Origin of the sequence: Vibrio chagasii (genome assembly GCA_041879415.1) — a bacterium.
In the GTDB taxonomy this organism is placed as follows: domain Bacteria; phylum Pseudomonadota; class Gammaproteobacteria; order Enterobacterales; family Vibrionaceae; genus Vibrio.
On the sequence record CP090852.1, the window covers coordinates 1 to 17,335 of the forward strand.

Consider the following 17,335-nt stretch of genomic DNA (forward strand, 5'->3'; position numbering starts at 1 on the left):
GAGGAGTGCTGATTAGAATGAATACAGGCGGGCTTGCTTGTATTCATTCAGACAGAGATAGCAGTAGAGTGTTACATATATTGGTTTATGTACACGTCGACTAGAAACATGAATACTGGAACGGTGCTAAGAACTCCGAAGAAGACGATAGGCACCCAGTTTTTCATTTTCTTTTTAGGTTGCTCTGTATTGTTCATAGTTTCGACCTTAAATTCGTTGTTGAGTCTGCGCTTTAGTTAGAACTGAATGGTATCAAATAAATTCAAAGAGCCCTATGTGGATTTAGTGTTTCGTGGCGTGCATCAAACACAGAAAATCGCGTTGATTCATAAACGGTTCATAAAGGCTCAACAATAATGAACCTATTGAAACAAGTACTGCCTTATTTGGCATAGTAATTAAATAGCATTCAGAGAGTTGGAGAATACAGAATGAAAACAATAGGTAACATCATTTGGTTTCTGTTCGGTGGCGTATTTATGGGATTGGCGTGGTGGTTCTTTGGGCTGCTTGCATTCCTTACCATCGTTGGTATTCCGTGGGGCAGAGCGTGTTTTGTTATGGGGAACTTCTCGTTCTTTCCATTTGGTCAAGAAGCCATTTCTCGTGATGAACTGACTAATGAAATGGATATCGGGACAAGCCCATTAGGCATGATAGGTAACATCATATGGTTCTTGTTTGCAGGTATTTGGCTTGCAATTGGTCATATCATGTCAGCGGTGGCGTGTTTCATTACCATCATCGGTATTCCATTTGCGATTCAGCACCTTAAGCTAGCCGTTATCTCACTGGCACCAATCGGTAAAACAGTGGTAGATAAACGTGAAGCAGAAGCGGCACGAGTAAGAAATTACAAAGGTTAAGAATTTAGTTTAACCTTTATCTGAAACCAAAAAGCACATCATTTGATGTGCTTTTTTTGGTTCTTGGTTTTCGGTTCTTGGTTTGTATTCTCAAGCTTATCTAGTCGCTATACGTTGTTGAATAAGACTTCGATTCGAAGCGTGATATTGGCCTCTTTTGTATGCTTTTCGTATGGCTCGCGTTCCCATTGGTAGCGTGGGATGATTTCGTAAAATAGCCACTCTTTCCATACATTCTCTCGATAGGTGACCGACACTTGTGAGTATTCGTAGTGGTTATATGGCTCGCTAGTCGCGGTTATCGTGGCGCTGTATTGCAGAGCTTGGTCTTGAGAAAGGTAATGGTACAAGGTGATTCCCGTACCATACTCCCAGCCTTTGAGGTCATCGTTATAGCCAGCAAAGTTAGACCAACGCGCTAAGAAATCGTCACTTAATGAAAGGTCAAAGTCGATATCAGTGATCTCTCCCGTCTCTCTTTTCTCTTGATACACACGTTGAGTCAGCCGGAATACTGCATCTGTGGTGAGTGGGTAGGTAAAACGATAGCGAGCCTCTATTCTTGGGCGCAATGTCGCTTTGATATTGAAACTACTGTAACCCTTAGCATAGGCGTCATAACGAAGTCCAAGTGCATTCTCTAACTCTTCAGAGTCTTGTGGGAAGAAGTCTAAAAACTCTTCATCACCAACCGACTCGTAGATTAGCTTGAGCCTTTTGCTGACAAAGGGTAAATGTAAGCGGGCGTTTAGTTTGGTGGAATAATCAACGTCACCACCTTCAGAATAGATGAAATCGTTATACCAACGTACAGAGGTTCCGGCTCTGGCGTCTTCGGTAATACGATCATCAACGAAGAAGTTATCGAACCATAGGGCTGGTTGGCAAAATTTGCTATTTAGGTAGTGATAGGCTTTTTCGACACGCGTATCTTCTAACGGCTGACTGTGACAATCATCCGTTTCCTCTGCAAGAGCAGAGTGGGTGGCGAGTGATGCCAATAATGAAGTGCTAACTATCCAACGACTCAATGGAACCTGTTTGTCATTCTATGTATCAATAGTTTGACTATAACTAAGCAGTTACAACAATGCGACTTTTAATGATGTTTAACTGGGGTTGTGGCTATTCAAAACAGAGGTTTGAATAGCGTATGGCAAGCAAAGAAAACGGGCTCTGAAAGTGAGCCCGTTTGTTGGTTAACTTATCAGTGATTTAACGCTGGATTACATTGCCGCTTCGAAAATCGCAGAGATTTCTTCGTGAGTCGCTTGTTTAGGGTTAGTAAAACCACATGCATCTTTCAGTGCGTTGTCAGACAGTGTAGGAATGTCTTCTAGTTTCGCACCAAGTTGCGCGATACCTGTTGGGATATTCACGTCATTTGCTAGTTGAACAATCGCTTCGATTGCTGCTTCTGCACCTTGCTCTGGTGTCATACTTTCAACATTCACGCCCATTGCTTTCGCAACATCACGTAGACGCTCAGGACAAACTTGCGCGTTGTAGCGTTGAACGTGTGGTAGCAAGATAGCGTTACATACACCGTGTGGAAGGTCGTAGAAGCCACCTAGTTGGTGCGCCATCGCGTGAACATAGCCCAGTGATGCGTTGTTGAACGCCATACCCGCCATGAACTGTGCGTAAGCCATTTGCTCACGAGCTTCAATGTCTTCGCCGTGCGCTACTGCTGTTCTTAGGTGTGCTTGCACAAGTTCAATCGCTTTAATCGCTACTGCGTCTGTAATTGGTGTCGCTGCGATAGAAACGTAAGCTTCGATTGCGTGTGTTAGCGCATCCATACCCGTTGCAGCAGTTAATGATGCAGGCTTAGCAAGCATTAGTTCAGGATCGTTTACTGAGATAAGCGGTGTTGTGTGCTTATCAACGATAGCCATCTTAATGTGACGCTCTTCATCAGTGATGATGCAGAAACGTGTCATTTCTGATGCTGTGCCCGCAGTTGTGTTGATCGCGATAAGAGGCATCATCGGTTTTTCAGATTGATCGACACCTTCGTAATCTGCAATCTTGCCGCCGTTAGAAGCTACAAGTGCAATACCTTTTGCACAGTCGTGTGGAGAGCCGCCGCCAAGAGAGATAACAAAGTCACAGTCATTGTTTGTTAGCAGCTCAAGACCATCGTTTACGTTTGTGATGGTTGGGTTTGGTTGAGTGCCGTCGAATACCACAGCATCTACACCGCGTTCGCCAAGAAGGTCCTGAACCTGCTTAACCACGCCAATTTGATTTAGGATTTTATCGGTTACGATAAGACCTTTTTTAAAGCCTTGAGACTGAATGCTATCAGCAGCATCCTTTAAACAGCCAGTACCCATGAAGTTGATTGTAGGGATGTAAAATGCACTAGACATTGGAAAACTCCGGTTAATTATGATTTTTAATTGCCTCTATGTTGTCGGCAAATAACTGGTCGACCATTGATCTGGAACAACTTTGATTCCGAACTACCACTTTCTGGTTATTGGTTGTGATAGGGCTCATATAGCAATCGTTTTTATAGTTTTCTGATGTGTATATTGTCAGTTATGGATGGCGAATGATTGATAGATTTTTGGCCAGTATGCTGCTCTATAACCATGAAAAATAAAGGTTATTCAGACAGTGCCGGTTCACGTTCTTCTTCGGTTCGCTCTTGAACAGAACCAGTATTGCACTCGACCTGAGTTTCTGGTTGCTCAGGCGAATTTGACGCCTCTTGTGGCTCTTCATCGTAGTATTTGACCAGGAATGGGGTGAGCATGACGGATGACGGTAAGAAGTGCTTCATAGTACCTCCCGGTACAGTTCGTGTATTTCCTTTATGGTATTGGTTTAATATGTGGCAAAATTTGCGATACATCATGACTTGTTGCTTGTTTTCTATAAATTCTTAGAACTATATTCAGGCTCACAAAAATGGTAGTAGAATGCACACTTAACCGTGAGGTTAGGAAAGAACAAAATATAAACACGGCTCGATAGCGCGAATAATAGGACAGATAATGAAGTACGATTGGATATTCTTTGATGCGGATGAAACCTTGTTCCACTTTGACGCTTTTCAAGGAATGAAGCTAATGTTCTCACGTTTTGGTGTGGATTTTAGCGAGCAGGATTATTCCGTTTATCAAGAAGTTAACCTACCACTATGGGTAGATTATCAAGATGGCCGAATTACGGCTGATCAACTGAAGCACACACGCTTCGAAAGCTGGGCTGAAAAGTTAGAAACAACAACTGCAGAATTAAACAGCGCATTTCTAACAGCAATGGCGGACATCTGTTCTTTGTTACCAGGTGCAAAAGAGCTAATGGAATCGTTACAAGGCAAAGTGAACATGGGCATTATTACCAATGGTTTCACTGAGCTGCAATCGATCCGTTTAGAGCGCACTGGCATGACAGATTACTTCGAACATGTGATCATTTCTGAAGAAGTCGGCGTTGCTAAGCCAGATGCTGAGATCTTTGAACATGCACACAAGCTTGTCGGCTTACCAGCGAAGCAGCGCATTTTGATGGTGGGTGATAACCCACACTCTGATATTTTAGGTGGCTTAGACTTTGGTATCGAGACCTGTTGGTTAAACAGCCAAGAGAAGGCGACGCCAGAAGGTATTAACCCTCATTACCAAGTGAAGTCTTTGGCTGAGCTGCAAGCACTTCTGCTAGCGTAACGGCTCATCGCCTTTAGCTTTATTCGTTGATCACTACTAGCCGAGTACAATTCTGTGCTCGGCTACTTAATTTCTACAGGTTTCACTTTTCGATTGTGGTACTCAGGCGTATTTATGCTTTAAGCTGCCACGATAACCACTCATAACAAATAGAAGGAATAAGCGTGCTGAAATCTCATCGCCATAGCTGCTACGGCATTGCTGCCATTTTACTTTGGAGCTGCTTAATTGCGTTGTCTCGTAGCGTGTCAGAGCAATTAGGCCCAATTGGCGGCGCAGCCAGCCTCTATACAGTGAGTTCACTGTTTTTGGTTTGCGTGATGGGGTTACCTAAGCTGAAGCGCTTCTCAAAGTCTTATTTGTTGATTGGTGGCGCGCTGTTTGTTTGCTACGAGATCTTTCTGGCTTTGGCGTTAGGCATGGCAAATAACCGACATCAGGCTTTAGAGATGGCGGTTATCAACTACCTTTGGCCAGCACTGACAGTATTGTTTGCGGTATTACTCAGCGATAAAAAGATAAATTGGCTGGTTTACCCAAGTATCTTTTTAGCTTTCTTTGGGGTGGCTTGGAGTATCAGTGGCGACCAAGGCCTCTCTGTTGAACAGATTGCGGCAAATATCGCGACTAACCCTAAAACCTATTCGATGGCGTTCTTCGGCGCGATTATCTGGGCGGTTTACTGTAACTACACTCAGAAAGTTGCGAAAGGGCAGAATGCGATTGTGCTGTTCTTTATTGCTACAGCTATCACCTTGTGGATCAAATACGCACTGAGCAGCGAAACCGGTATGGTGATGACGAGCAGTGCCGCGATTGATTTGGCTTTAGCTGGTGTGTGCATGGGCGCGGGCTACGCGCTTTGGAATACCGCAATCTTGGGGGGCAACATGGTCTTTCTTGCTACCATGTCTTACTTCACGCCAATTTTTGCAACCTTACTCTCTTCTATGATTTTAGGTTTAACGCTGACTATCACATTTTGGCAGGGGGTATGTATGGTGACGATTGGGTCACTGGCTTGCTGGTGGGTCACAAGAGAAAAAAAGCCGACGGCTAAGGCGTCGGCTTCTGAAGAGATTCAATCTCAATAGCAATTGTGTTTATCTACCGATTGCTGGGGTGAGAATTAGCTTGCGATATTGAGGTTCAGTTGAAGCTCATATGGCATCTTAGATAAGCGTCGCTTTAGTTGGCGGCGCGTACGTTCAATATCATCGACCGCAATCGCTTGTTGGTCGTTGGTATGAATATCAACGTTGATTCTTAGCTCAGGACCAACCTTAGTCACACCGATTAGCTCCAAATCTTGTTCTGCTTCTTTGTCTACCGCGACAACATTCTTATCTACCGCGTCACAAATTTCTTTGTTTGCCGACATCATTAGTAGCTCACGCATCGCTTCTCTTAGCATATCGAACGGTACTTTGATGAAGTAGAAAGACATCAGCAACATCATCATTGGGTCGGCATACACAGCGTATTCTGCGAACGGCGAGAATGTCATTGACCAAGCCACGACGAAACCTGCTGTTACCGCGACACTCAATAGCGTATCCATTTGCCACTGCTTAGACTCAGCCTGAATCAAGCCAGATGAAATGCTCTTACTCTTCTTAGCGATGTACCACCACGCGTAACCACAGCCCAATACGTTAAAAATACCAAACAGAGTTGCGATAGAAGCATCAACTTCACGACCACCTGTCATCAAGGCGCCAATCGCTGAATACAGTGAATAACCAACCACAAGTAAAATGACAGTAGCTTTAATCGTGATGACGATAGGTTCAATGATCGCACGACCGAACGGGAATTCACGGTCAGAAGGGCGATTAATGTATTTTGAGGCAGCTAGTGACAATAAAGTTAACAGTAAGCTGATAAGAGAGTAGACACCGTCAAATACTATGACCAGAGAGCCAACGAGAAGACCCAACACCAATCCGCCAATAGCGAAGCCTGATGCTAAAAGGGCTGAGAACAATAGAACTCGGTTTTCGTTTTGGCTTTTCCTGTCACACATAATATTTTCCAGATGTTTTTGATAATTTCATTGTTCTAATATTGAGCGAGATTTTCAAACTTTATCTGATGATGTTTATGTTACAGAACATGGTTTTTTATATTATTCATTTTAATTCAGTTACTTAAATTACTTTTTAGGTGTCAGTAAAATTGACGATGACTGTTTTCGTGGACTAGTGTGCAACAGAATCAAGATCGCTTATCATTAATAAAACACATCATTGAGCGGTGTTTTATAGCGCGGTGAAGGGCATTAGCGCTTGGGATAGTGGGAAAGAAAGGATGACGATGAAGTTTGATGATATTAGCGACAGCGATTTGTGGGCAATCGCTAACCCTATTATGGATAATTTGATGGAGGGCTCAACCAATGTGGATCATGCCCAACATTGTCGCGACTTTACTCAACGAATGAAGGACATAGTGACGCCTGAGTATTTAGAAAAGGTGTGTCATCATTATCAACACAGCAACGGCTTTTTTGCAGAGCGCGAACCTGTTGCGGTGTTTAGGCGTTCTGATTCCGTTGCTTTTATATGGAAGCAAGCGTACACCATTGCCAAAGGCGAATTCGTTGCTGAAATGGTGTTAGTTGAAGAAGACGGACGCTATCTAGTGGATCACGTGATGGTCTTCTAACCACCCTCAATTAGAAATCGAACAAGTAATCACTCAGCTGGTCCGCGAGCCAGTTCATACCTGGGTGTTCTGCCATCCCTGCTGCCGTAAACATGCAGTAATCTTCTTGCGTTAGGCCGTAGGTGTGTTTGATCACTGCTAATTCTTGCTCACGCAGCAGATGACGTATCAGCGGCTCTGGCATTACACCCCATGCGTCTTCACGCAAAATTGTATCCAGCATAAAGTCAAAGCTAGAGAAACCAATGTAACGACGAGAGAAAGGCTCAAGCTCTGGATTATCTTTTTCGTTGAGATAAACCATGGTCGCTTGCATCGAATTTCTTAGTACTTCGTCGGAGACGCGGCGCATTGCGCTCAGGTCATGTCCTTTCTTACACACAGACATCATCCGAATCTTACCAAGCGGGTTATAGATAATGCGCGGGTCGTCTACACGTTCGTAATCAACGCCGAATGCAAAATCAACTTGTTGAGTTTCTACGAGGTTTGCTAAGTCGCCACTTGATGCAAGAACGAAGTTGAAAGAAGTAGAAGGGTACTTGTTGTTCAGCGTGTGAGATAAATCTTGCCACATTTCATCGGGCAGAGAATCATCGCGAGCAATCCATATCTCGGCGTTGAACTCACCGGACACATGGAGGCAGGTCTGTTTAATACGCGCAGCAGTCACTAACATTCCTTCGCAATCTTTATAGATGGCTTTGCCTGCTTCAGACAGCTCGACGTGGTTGCCACTACGTACGAAAAGTTCTACATCTAACTCTTTCTCCAAGGCTTTGATAGACATACTAAGCTTGGTTCGGTTGCATTCTAGCTGGCGAGCAGCTTCAGAGACTGACCCTAAATCAGCAACAGAACAGAAGGCTTGGACTTGAGATAGGTTCATTTCATTTCCAGATTGAGCGATTGTTGGTGCATATTATATGAATATTGTGCTGACTATCTTAGAAATAGTCCATCTTTGCATGATAACTCTATGACGAATTGACTAATTTAGTTTACTCTGGGCAGGTTCCGAACCTACAAGAAGTAAAGATGGAGGCCATGATGGCGAAACAATGGGACGAGTACGCCGCTGATTGGGATAAAGATCCCGCGACCGCAGTATTCGCACAGTCCGTATTTGACCAGTTAACACAGCTCGTTGATTTAAACGGAACCCGTGTCCTTGATTTTGGTTGTGGTACAGGACTACTCAGCCAAAAAATATCTCCTTTAGCAAAAGAGATCATCGCACTCGACATGTCTGAAGGGATGATTGAAGAGCTAGACAAGAAAGAGCTATCCAACGTTGAACCGGTTGTTGATATTCTATCGCGCGGGCTTGCAGCTCAGCATCCAGCATTCCGAAATCAGTTCGATGTAGTGGTAGCATCGTCGGTTTGTGGCTTTATCCCGAACCTACAAGACACAGTAAGCCTGATTTATACGCTACTCGAAAATGATGGCACATTTGTTCATTGGGACTGGTGCTTAGAAAACGACAGCGATGATTACGGCGTAAGCCCTGAGCGTTCAGAGAACGTATTGAGTGCTGCTGGGTTTTCTGTTGTTGAAGTCTCGACACCTTTCTCAGTTGATACCCCACAAGGCAAGCTAAAAGTGCTGATGGGCGTTGGACGTAAGTAGTTCATTTGAAGCTTATGGCTAAGTGATTAACAAGAACTAAAATCCAAAGCCCGTTTTAGCCAACAAATTAAAACATAAATAACCGAACCCACATCAACGGTCTTAGTGCCAGTTATGTGGGTTTTCTATTTCTAGTAACCTCGATAACTTATGTTTTAAACGTGTGATTTCAGGGGATTGGAAAACGCTAATTATAAATATGTCATTTCCATTTTGGAAATGTAGTGTTGCATAGATTTCATTAGTGGAAATTAAATCGTCAGATATAGAATAAGCCCATAACAATACTAAGGGTTTAATCATGAGCCACCAATCTGCTTCTCCACAACTTTCAGAACAACAACAGCGCTTTAGCAATATCATTTCAGATGCCAACCTGTCGCCAAAACAGAAATCGAGCTATCTTGCCTTAGAAGCTGAAGCGAGCCTACCGTACATGTCGGTAAGTCACGAAGTAGAACAAGCCTTACAACAAGGCGTGCTATGTGACATGTTTGAAGGTCACGCTCCATTTAAGCCGCGCTATGTGCTTCCTGACTATTCTAAATACTTACATCAAGGCTCAAAGTATTTAGAGCTTAGCGCGGCAACTAATTTCGATGAAGCATTGAACATGCTTACCATCCTGTACCATCACGTCCCTTCGGTCACATCTATTCCGGTTTACTTAGGTCAGTTGGATGATGTGTTAATGCCTTTCGTTGGCGATCTAACAGAAGAGCAGGTTTATCAAAAGCTTAAGCTATTCTGGATCATGCTAGACCGCACACTGCCAGACGCGTTCATGCATGTGAATATCGGGCCAAGAGACAACGTTATCTGCCGTACTATTTTACGAGTTGATGCTGAACTCAAGCAGATTGCGCCAAACCTTACTTTTATGTACGACCCAGCCGTAACACCTGATGATTTGCTGCGTCATGCTGCGAGCAATATTTGTGAATGCAGTAAACCACACATCGCTAACTACCCAGCACACGCTGCGGCATACGGTGATAAGCGCTTTGGCATCGTGAGCTGTTACAACTCTCTGCCTCTGGCTGGTGGATCAAACACGTTAGTACGTATGAACCTGAAACAAGTGGCGTTGAAGTCTGAGGACAGTGTCGATTTCCTACAGCAAGTGTTACCACACTACAGCGCTATCATGGTTGAGCTTATGAACGCTCGCAGCCGCTTCTTGCATGAGGAATCTAACTTCTTCGAGGGCTTTTTAACCAAAGAAGGTTTGATCGAGGAAGATCGCTTTGCACCAATGTTTGGCATCTACGGTATGGCTGAAGCCGTGAATATCTTGATGGAGAAAGAGGGCAAAGCGGGGCGTTATGGTCATGACGAACAAGCTAACCAATTTGGACATCGCATTTCAGAAAAACTGGCTGAGATCGTTGATCGCTCTGAAGTGAAATATGGTCTAGAAGGCAAGGCTCTATTGCATGCTCAAGGTGGTATCAGCTTAGATGAAGGTGTCACTCCAGGTGTGCGTATTCCTTATGGTACGGAGCCTGACCCAGTCTCTTACGTTCGTGCGACTGCGGGGCATCATAAATTCTACACCTCAGGTATCAGTGACATTTTGACCATTGACGAAACCGTGAAGTCAAATCCTGAAGCGATGTTCAACCTGTGTAAAGGCGCGATTCAAGCGGGTTACCGTGAGTTTACCGCTAACGTTGCATCAAACGACTTAGTTCGTGTGACAGGTTACATGATTAAGTTGTCTGACATCGCTAAATATGACGAAGAAGGTTCGCGCACCAACACTACTTTCTTAGGAGCTGAAGCGGCGAAAAATACGGGCATCTTAGAGCGTAAACCGCGCGTGGCAAGCTTAGAGATGTCGCCAACGTACGAATAACCAAGTGTTCGAATCGCATTAATTATGAAAATTTCTGATCTAACAACTCAAATGGCTAGGGTTAATAACAATAAGACAGAAAAACAAGCGAAGGTCAGCCGTGTGCTGACCTTTTCTTGTGTTGATGGACCGGGAAATCGGCTTGTACTGTTTCTACAGGGGTGCAATTTCGACTGTATAACCTGTCATAACCCTCATACCATCAATCACTGTAATCATTGCGGAGATTGCGTTAGTGACTGCCCAAGCGGTGCTTTGAGTTCTGTTGGTGGCAAAGTGATATGGGATCCGGTGGCTTGCACCAATTGCGACCAGTGTATTGATGTTTGTGGCCACAAATCGAGTCCGAAAATCACTACGATGACGGTCTCAGAGGTATTAGAGCTGGTGAGACATAATCAGTTCTTCCTGAGTGGTGTTACTATTTCGGGCGGCGAAGCGACCATGCAGCTGCCGTTTATCATTGACCTATTTGAAGCGATTAAAAGCGATCCGCAACTAGCACATTTAACGTGCTTTATTGATAGCAATGGCTCGCTGTCAAAACAGGGCTGGGACAAGGTGTTGCCTTATCTTGATGGAGCAATGATTGATCTTAAATCTTGGCAATCAGAAACCCACAACTGGTTAGTGGGAAGAGGTAATCACCGTGTGTTTGAAACCATCAATTATCTAGCGGAACAAGGTAAGTTACACGAAGTTAGGCTTTTGCATATTCCGGGTAAGAGTGACCTTGAGGAAGAGATAGAGCAAGTTGGGCATTACTTAAAAGGATTGCCGAGTGATGTTCAGATTCGACTTAATGCTTTTCAACATCACGGCGTGATTGGTGAGGCGTTGGATTGGCCTAAGTGTACAAAACAACAGATGCAAAACTTCCACGACAAGCTCTATGCGATTGTTCAAAGACCGATGCAAACGCCAGAGGTGTACACCTAATATTCTCGCTCTTCAAGGACCAAAGAGCTAGGCTTCTAAAAACAGGTCACACAGCCATTTGATCGCCTGATCATTCATATTTGGCTTGTTCCACACTAAGCTGTACGCCACTTTTCCGTAATCGAAGGGGAGTGGCTTACTCACTAATCCATGCGCTTGTTTCGCGTGTTCGGCCCACTGTTTCGAACAAGTGAACAGGAAAGGGGTATTGTGACAAAGTACAGCCGCGGCCCCAAAATCAGCGACCGAAATAGCCATCTCTCTAGGCTTATGACGTTGCACTAAACTCTGCTCAAAGTAAGGCTGCGACAACTCATTATCTAAGATGCCAATGTGTTTGTAGTCTAGGTAGCCCTCAACCGTCAGTTCTTTTTGTGCCAGCGGATGATGAGCCCCCATTAAGCACACCATCTCATCAGGTAGAATGGTTTCCCACACTAACTCTTTGTTGTCGGTAGGTGGCTGGGAAATATCGTGAGGCAATAAGATCAAGTTAACTTTACCGCTAAGCAAAGCATCGAACCCGAGCTGTTGCTTCGAATAGATATGAAGTTTGGCCTTTGGAGCAAGCTCTGTGGTGATTCTGCTGATCTTAGAGGCGAACACTTCAAAGGTACTCTCACGCATCGAGAGTGAAAAGCTGCCTTGGTACTCCTCAGGAGCAAAGCTCTTCTGATGAAGCAATCCATTCATGCTGGAAAGAATTGCGTGAACCGTTGGAGCAATTTGAAGTGCGAAGGGCGTTGGGATGAGCTTAGTGCCATCTCGGTAGAACAGCTCGTCGTTGAGGATCTCACGAAGCTGAGACAGAGTCTTACTTACACTTGATGGGCTTACATAGAGTTGCTCAGAGGTTTGAGTCACGCTATGGGTATTAAGCATTATGTGCAGGGCAGTGAGGTGCTTAAGGCTCACTCTCGATAAGTGTAAGTAATCCATGTATGACTCACGAATTCAAATTGGCTTGTGATTTTGAATCTACACCAAAACCGAACAAGCCAAATTGATAAAGGTTATTTACGAGCTAACTTATGGTGAGCTCGTGAAAAGTGGCCTGCGCAAAATGCACCTACGATTGAAAGCTCACCGGCTAAACACAATGCAGCACAAACCTCAGCTAAGGCTTGGGATTTACCATTGCCGTGCAGGCCTAGCAAATCAAGACACGCTTTTTGGCTTGGAAGGCTAGTACCACCACCAACAGTACCTACCATTAGGTTAGGAAGCGTTACGCTTGCGTATAAACCGCCTTCTTTGTTTAGCTCCATGCGAGTCATACCGATGGCAGATTCTGCAACACACGCAGCGTCTTGTCCGCAAGCGATGTAAAGTGCAGCCAGTGCATTAGCGTAATGGGCATTGATACCGATAGTGCCGCTAAGAGCGCCGCCCACAGTAGTCATTTGACCAAACTGAACCATCTTCTCTGGCGTTGTGTGTAGATACTTAGCCACAAGTTCTGCTGGGATATTAACTTCAGCGGTGACCTTTTTACCACGAACGCTGCGCAAGGTTTGGGTATTCGCTTTCTTATCGCCCGACAAGTTGCCATCAAGGAAGGCGTGGTCAGGCTTAACTGGGGTGTTTTCTATGATGTACTCAAATACCGCATTGGTCGCGATGGTCACCATATTCTGACCAGATGCATCTCCCGTCAGAAACTCAAACACCAAATAAACATGGTTACCTTCAATGTTGATATTGATATCGGTAAGTTTGCCGTGGGAAGTCGTAGATTCAGCTAGGGTTTTAAACTTCTCATACTGAGTTACTGCCCATGCCACAAACTGTCCAGCTTCAACCAAACCTTGGAATGCAAAGCCAGGGGTGCGTGTGACACCTTCATTGAGCAACATTGCACTCGCACCACCACAAGCACTAATGAGTTTAGAGCCTCGGTTATAAGACGCGACAAGTGCTGCCTCGGTTGTTGCCAGTGGAACTAGGTAATCACCTTGGGCAAATAGGCCATTAACACGCAGCGGACCAGAAATACCGACAGGCACTTTCACTGTGCCAACGAAGTGCTCGATGTTTTTTTCGTAGGCTTGCATCTGACTTTCGGTATGAGGGTCGAGTAGCTCTTGTTGTGATTCTGCGTTGTCGAGAGTCGTCCAACGGCGTGTCACATTCTTTTCTGTCAGGTAAGGGCTAGGTGTCAGCTTCTTTGCTGGCTTTTCAAAATGAGGCTGGAGTTTATTTTCTAATTCGTCTGCGGAGATATCGCCCCCTAAAATAGAAACATAGTCGCGGCGATGCAGATTTAGTTTTGGCATAAATAGTATGAAGTAAAGTTTGTGCAGCAAATTGGTTTGCGCTGATTCTACCGAGTAATAAACCAGAAACAAGCGCCAGATATAATGAGTTACAGTTTGTGTGCTTATTACATCAAAAAGTCGCTAAAGTGCTTGAGTTGTCTGGTTTCACACCCTACAAAATCGTCATTAAACTTGATTGTAGTTCAGCTCAAATGATCAGCAAGGTTTAGATATGGATGTCGAGCAGACTGCCAATAGCTTCATTTTGGCGCTCCACGACGCTAGCACCGACACGGTTATAACTAGCACTCTGCGTTAATTTGACCAACGCATCGCTTGAAGAAGAAGTGGGTTCTGGTTCTTTGTCTTTAAATGAAAGGGATTGCTCAGGTTCAACTTGATTAAAGCTGAAATCGCTGCCTTCGATTACATCGTCGTCAGATTCGGGCACATGTTCAGAGATTTGATTATGTTTTGAGGCTTGGTTGAGTTCGATAGCCGCTTCTTCAGCCATGTTGGCAGACTGCTGAATAATGGCGTAACCAGATTGAATACCAGATATCGACATAGCAGGACCTTTAATTGACGTATGGGAAGAGTCTAGGTGGACGATATTTTAAGCGCAATGGTGAGCAGGAGAGATCTACAATAAAAGGATCAACTTAAGCTAAAATAGTGATGTCTGTCTATTAACTGAACAGATCGTTCAATGCGTTTAGCTCTTCATCAGTAAGCAGAGTTTCTTTTTCTGTTTCCAAAGTGCCGTCTATCTCGCCTTGCAATGTTTTGAGTTGCTGTGGGCTGAGAAGTTGGATCTGCTGTTTAAATGCTTCAAATTGTTGTGTATTCATAATGTGACCTTGCTGCAATTCCATATGCTCTAATGAGCATAGACTACTGTTACCAGAAATCAAACAAGATTAAGCGAATATTAAACTTATTTTGTCGTTTCCTAGAACTAAGACAACTATAAATTTCTGTGGTCGCTTTTTGTCCGAGGAATGTTAAGCAAAGTTAAGGCTTGGTCAATCAAAGTCAGAAAGTCATGACAATGTAAAAATCGACTCAGCCCTTATGTAGTAAGGCTAGGTGAGGAGTTGCTCTACCTAATTATAGGTATTGGTAGAGCAATCTATAAATTTAACAAATGATCAAAAGATAAACAATTAACGCTATCATTTTGTTTTTACGGTATTTTGTGTTTCGTTCAAGAGGCGTCCGTTTCAAACGCTTTGTCGATTTTTACCTTAACTGCAAATTTGGTTGCTAGCGTATGCAGTTCTGGAAGCATTCGATAGATCAAATGCAGCTGCTGTAGAACCATTCTGACAGAACTTTCATCTTCTTCTCGCCACTCACTCAAACGTTTATCCAAGTCAGGATCATAGGTATTTTTGACTTCACACTGCTCGCAGTGTGAGTAGAGCTGATCATTGAGCGCGTCGAGGTGCTCATGGATAACGCGGTGAGCATCTAAAACGAGCTTATGGGTTGCCTCGTCGTCGATACGTGTTCTATGCGCACCTAAAGCGGAAATGTAGCTTAATAGGGCATGGTTGAGCGTTAGGAAGCGGAAGCTCTCATCTTCAGAAGTGCGATATTTCCCAGGCTCGACTAGCATACTGCTGATCGCCACGGTCAGGTTCGCATCGTTATTGTGCGCGCTACGACGAGCGATACGGTAATTCAGCGTGTCTTTCTTGCCGACACGATACTGACCGATGATTTGTGCCAAGTAATTCTTGTTGGCATCGAGCGCGTCGGCCATCACCTTGTGTAGTCGCTTTGATTGCCAGTCTGGTAACACATAAACGACAGCCAATACCGCCAGAGCACAACCTATAAAGGTATCTGCAAGCCGCGGCAGAACCACAGCGTAGCCTTCACCAAGCTGATTAAAGCAGAACAGTACTAATAGGGTGATGAAGCCTGTCGCGAAGCCGTAATTATTGATGCGGAACGCAAAGAACATCACGCCACTTATCACAATGAAGACCAACTGGCTCTCTTGAGAAGGGAAGAAGGTCAGCAGTGGTACACCTATCAATAGACCAGCTACGGTGCCAATAACACGAGCAGTCAGCTTTTGGCGAGTAGCACTGTAGTTGGGTTGGCAAACAAACAGTGTCGTTAGCAAGATCCAATAACCGCGTTCGATCTCAAACCCTTGGATGATTCCGTAGCCAAGTGTCAGTGTGATTGCCATACGAATCGCATGACGAAATAGCATAGAGTCAGTATGTAGGTTGGCTTTGATCTTCTGCCACATTGCTGACAACGTATGTGGGTTTGTGTCGTCTAATACGTCTTCTTCTAGCTTTTCTGCATCTGGGTTACTGATGTTAGATAACTGCTTTTCAACGGTCGCTAGGTTATTGAAAAGATAATCCAGTTGGTTCAACAGCGGCTTCCATTCAGGCTTATTCTGCTGGTGAAGATGATTAAGTGAAGACATCAGCTCATCGAGCGCCAATACAGACTTGTCACCATGTTGATACTCAGATCCAACTTTAAGCGAGCTCGCGACTTCTTTACATGCCGTTGCCTGCGCTTCTAGTAAATATTTGAAGCGAAACAGCACGTCAGAGCGTTCAAAGTGTTTAGCAAGCTCTTGATAACGATAGTGGGTCGAACTTACACGCTCATGAATGTCTTGTGCGATGAAATAAGTATTTAAGAAGCGGTCACTAGGGCCATCAATGTGTCCACGCCTAGAACGGTTAAGCAGGGTTGCTTTACACATGTTGAGCGCGTTCACGGTGCTCGCATTTAATTTGGCTTCAATAATGCGATGTGGCTGAGGAATAAGGTCAGATACTGGGTAGAAAAGCTCTGCCTTGGACTCCATGTAGGTACCAATTTGGTCAAACACCGTGGCAAGGTTCTGCTGTACGGGTTGCATTGGCCACACAATCTGCCAAATCATCGACATGAAGTAGTACCAAGCCGCGCCTGTTAATAGCAACAAAGGCTGGAACCATAAGTTAGTGCTCTCATGGGCACCTAGCATGGTGTAGATGGCCACTAGCAGCGAGCCAAACGCAATGCTTGCGTACTTAGGGCCAATTGCGCCCAGCATGATGAAAGAGAATGTTGACGCAAATAGACCTAACGCGAACAGCCACGGCGTGTCGAAAAGCAGCTCAATAGAAAAGGCAGCGATAGCAAAACAGATAAAGGTTAACGTCAGGGCTTTGAGCCGACCTGTAAAGCTATCGTCGCTTTCCGCCAGTGCGGCTGCGATGACACCTAGAATCAGTGGGGTGATGAGTGTGTTCTGTCCATAATACCAAGCAGGCACCACCACACCGAGCAGAGTGATGAGAATTAATACGCTGTAATTTATGGTTTTATTTGCCCAATAGAGGCGTAATTTGGCTGAAAATTCCACAGTCACTCGCTTGACGCACTAAAAACCATAATCCTAACAGAAAT

The 17,335-nt window shown here is 44.5% G+C and carries 17 protein-coding genes; 7 read left to right on the forward strand and 10 right to left on the reverse strand.

Annotated features, from left to right (window positions below; all coding sequences use genetic code 11):
• Positions 1 to 431: 431 nt before the first annotated feature.
• Complete coding sequence (locus L0991_14135) at positions 432 to 866, forward strand: YccF domain-containing protein (GenBank protein ID XGB64701.1); 435 nt, start codon at positions 432 to 434, stop codon at positions 864 to 866.
• 107 nt (positions 867 to 973) lie between these two features.
• On the opposite strand, the gene L0991_14140 is transcribed toward L0991_14135, so the two are convergent.
• The 3 genes from L0991_14140 to L0991_14150 form a co-directional block, all read right to left on the reverse strand.
• Positions 974 to 1,897, reverse strand: coding sequence for a hypothetical protein (locus L0991_14140; GenBank protein XGB64702.1), 924 nt, complete (start codon positions 1,895 to 1,897; stop codon positions 974 to 976).
• 195 nt (positions 1,898 to 2,092) lie between these two features.
• Positions 2,093 to 3,241: an L-threonine dehydrogenase gene (gene yiaY, locus L0991_14145; protein ID XGB64703.1), complete on the reverse strand. Its 1,149-nt coding sequence runs from the start codon at positions 3,239 to 3,241 to the stop codon at positions 2,093 to 2,095.
• Between the two features lie 239 nt (positions 3,242 to 3,480).
• On the reverse strand, positions 3,481 to 3,657 hold the full coding sequence (locus L0991_14150) for a hypothetical protein (protein XGB64704.1): 177 nt from the start codon (positions 3,655 to 3,657) through the stop codon (positions 3,481 to 3,483).
• A gap of 214 nt (positions 3,658 to 3,871) precedes the next feature.
• Between L0991_14150 and yjjG the strand changes: the two genes are divergently transcribed.
• Complete coding sequence (gene yjjG, locus L0991_14155; protein ID XGB64705.1) at positions 3,872 to 4,546, forward strand: pyrimidine 5'-nucleotidase; 675 nt, start codon at positions 3,872 to 3,874, stop codon at positions 4,544 to 4,546.
• 164 nt (positions 4,547 to 4,710) lie between these two features.
• The gene (yddG, locus tag L0991_14160; protein ID XGB64706.1) at positions 4,711 to 5,640 is read left to right on the forward strand and encodes an aromatic amino acid DMT transporter YddG; all 930 of its coding nucleotides are present in this window, start codon (positions 4,711 to 4,713) and stop codon (positions 5,638 to 5,640) included.
• Between the two features lie 35 nt (positions 5,641 to 5,675).
• On the opposite strand, the gene L0991_14165 is transcribed toward yddG, so the two are convergent.
• Positions 5,676 to 6,572 carry a cation diffusion facilitator family transporter gene (locus L0991_14165; GenBank protein XGB64707.1) on the reverse strand — a complete coding sequence of 299 codons (897 nt, stop codon included), beginning with the start codon at positions 6,570 to 6,572 and terminating at the stop codon, positions 5,676 to 5,678.
• 290 nt (positions 6,573 to 6,862) lie between these two features.
• Between L0991_14165 and L0991_14170 the strand changes: the two genes are divergently transcribed.
• The gene (locus L0991_14170; protein ID XGB65441.1) at positions 6,863 to 7,213 is read left to right on the forward strand and encodes a hypothetical protein; all 351 of its coding nucleotides are present in this window, start codon (positions 6,863 to 6,865) and stop codon (positions 7,211 to 7,213) included.
• Positions 7,214 to 7,223: 10 nt separating this feature from the next.
• On the opposite strand, the gene L0991_14175 is transcribed toward L0991_14170, so the two are convergent.
• Positions 7,224 to 8,102, reverse strand: coding sequence for a LysR family transcriptional regulator (locus tag L0991_14175; protein XGB64708.1), 879 nt, complete (start codon positions 8,100 to 8,102; stop codon positions 7,224 to 7,226).
• Between the two features lie 161 nt (positions 8,103 to 8,263).
• On the opposite strand from L0991_14175, the gene L0991_14180 reads away from it, so the two are divergent.
• From L0991_14180 to L0991_14190, 3 genes are all read left to right on the forward strand, one after another.
• Positions 8,264 to 8,845, forward strand: coding sequence for a methyltransferase (locus L0991_14180; GenBank protein ID XGB65442.1), 582 nt, complete (start codon positions 8,264 to 8,266; stop codon positions 8,843 to 8,845).
• Positions 8,846 to 9,146: 301 nt separating this feature from the next.
• Positions 9,147 to 10,703 (forward strand): YjjI family glycine radical enzyme, encoded by a 1,557-nt coding sequence (locus L0991_14185; protein ID XGB64709.1) that lies wholly within the window; start codon positions 9,147 to 9,149, stop codon positions 10,701 to 10,703.
• Positions 10,704 to 10,727: 24 nt separating this feature from the next.
• Entirely contained in the window at positions 10,728 to 11,642 is a 915-nt protein-coding gene (locus L0991_14190; protein XGB64710.1) for a YjjW family glycine radical enzyme activase, read from the forward strand.
• Between the two features lie 27 nt (positions 11,643 to 11,669).
• Here L0991_14190 and L0991_14195 read toward each other — a convergent pair whose 3' ends face one another.
• From L0991_14195 to yccS, 5 genes are all read right to left on the reverse strand, one after another.
• On the reverse strand, positions 11,670 to 12,581 hold the full coding sequence (locus tag L0991_14195; GenBank protein ID XGB64711.1) for a LysR family transcriptional regulator: 912 nt from the start codon (positions 12,579 to 12,581) through the stop codon (positions 11,670 to 11,672).
• A gap of 74 nt (positions 12,582 to 12,655) precedes the next feature.
• Positions 12,656 to 13,918 (reverse strand): hydroxymethylglutaryl-CoA reductase, encoded by a 1,263-nt coding sequence (locus tag L0991_14200; protein ID XGB64712.1) that lies wholly within the window; start codon positions 13,916 to 13,918, stop codon positions 12,656 to 12,658.
• A 208-nt stretch (positions 13,919 to 14,126) separates the two neighbouring features.
• Positions 14,127 to 14,468: a hypothetical protein gene (locus L0991_14205; GenBank protein ID XGB64713.1), complete on the reverse strand. Its 342-nt coding sequence runs from the start codon at positions 14,466 to 14,468 to the stop codon at positions 14,127 to 14,129.
• 121 nt (positions 14,469 to 14,589) lie between these two features.
• Positions 14,590 to 14,775 (reverse strand): hypothetical protein, encoded by a 186-nt coding sequence (locus tag L0991_14210; protein XGB64714.1) that lies wholly within the window; start codon positions 14,773 to 14,775, stop codon positions 14,590 to 14,592.
• Between the two features lie 332 nt (positions 14,776 to 15,107).
• On the reverse strand, positions 15,108 to 17,291 hold the full coding sequence (yccS, locus tag L0991_14215; GenBank protein ID XGB64715.1) for a YccS family putative transporter: 2,184 nt from the start codon (positions 17,289 to 17,291) through the stop codon (positions 15,108 to 15,110).
• Positions 17,292 to 17,335: the final 44 nt, after the last annotated feature.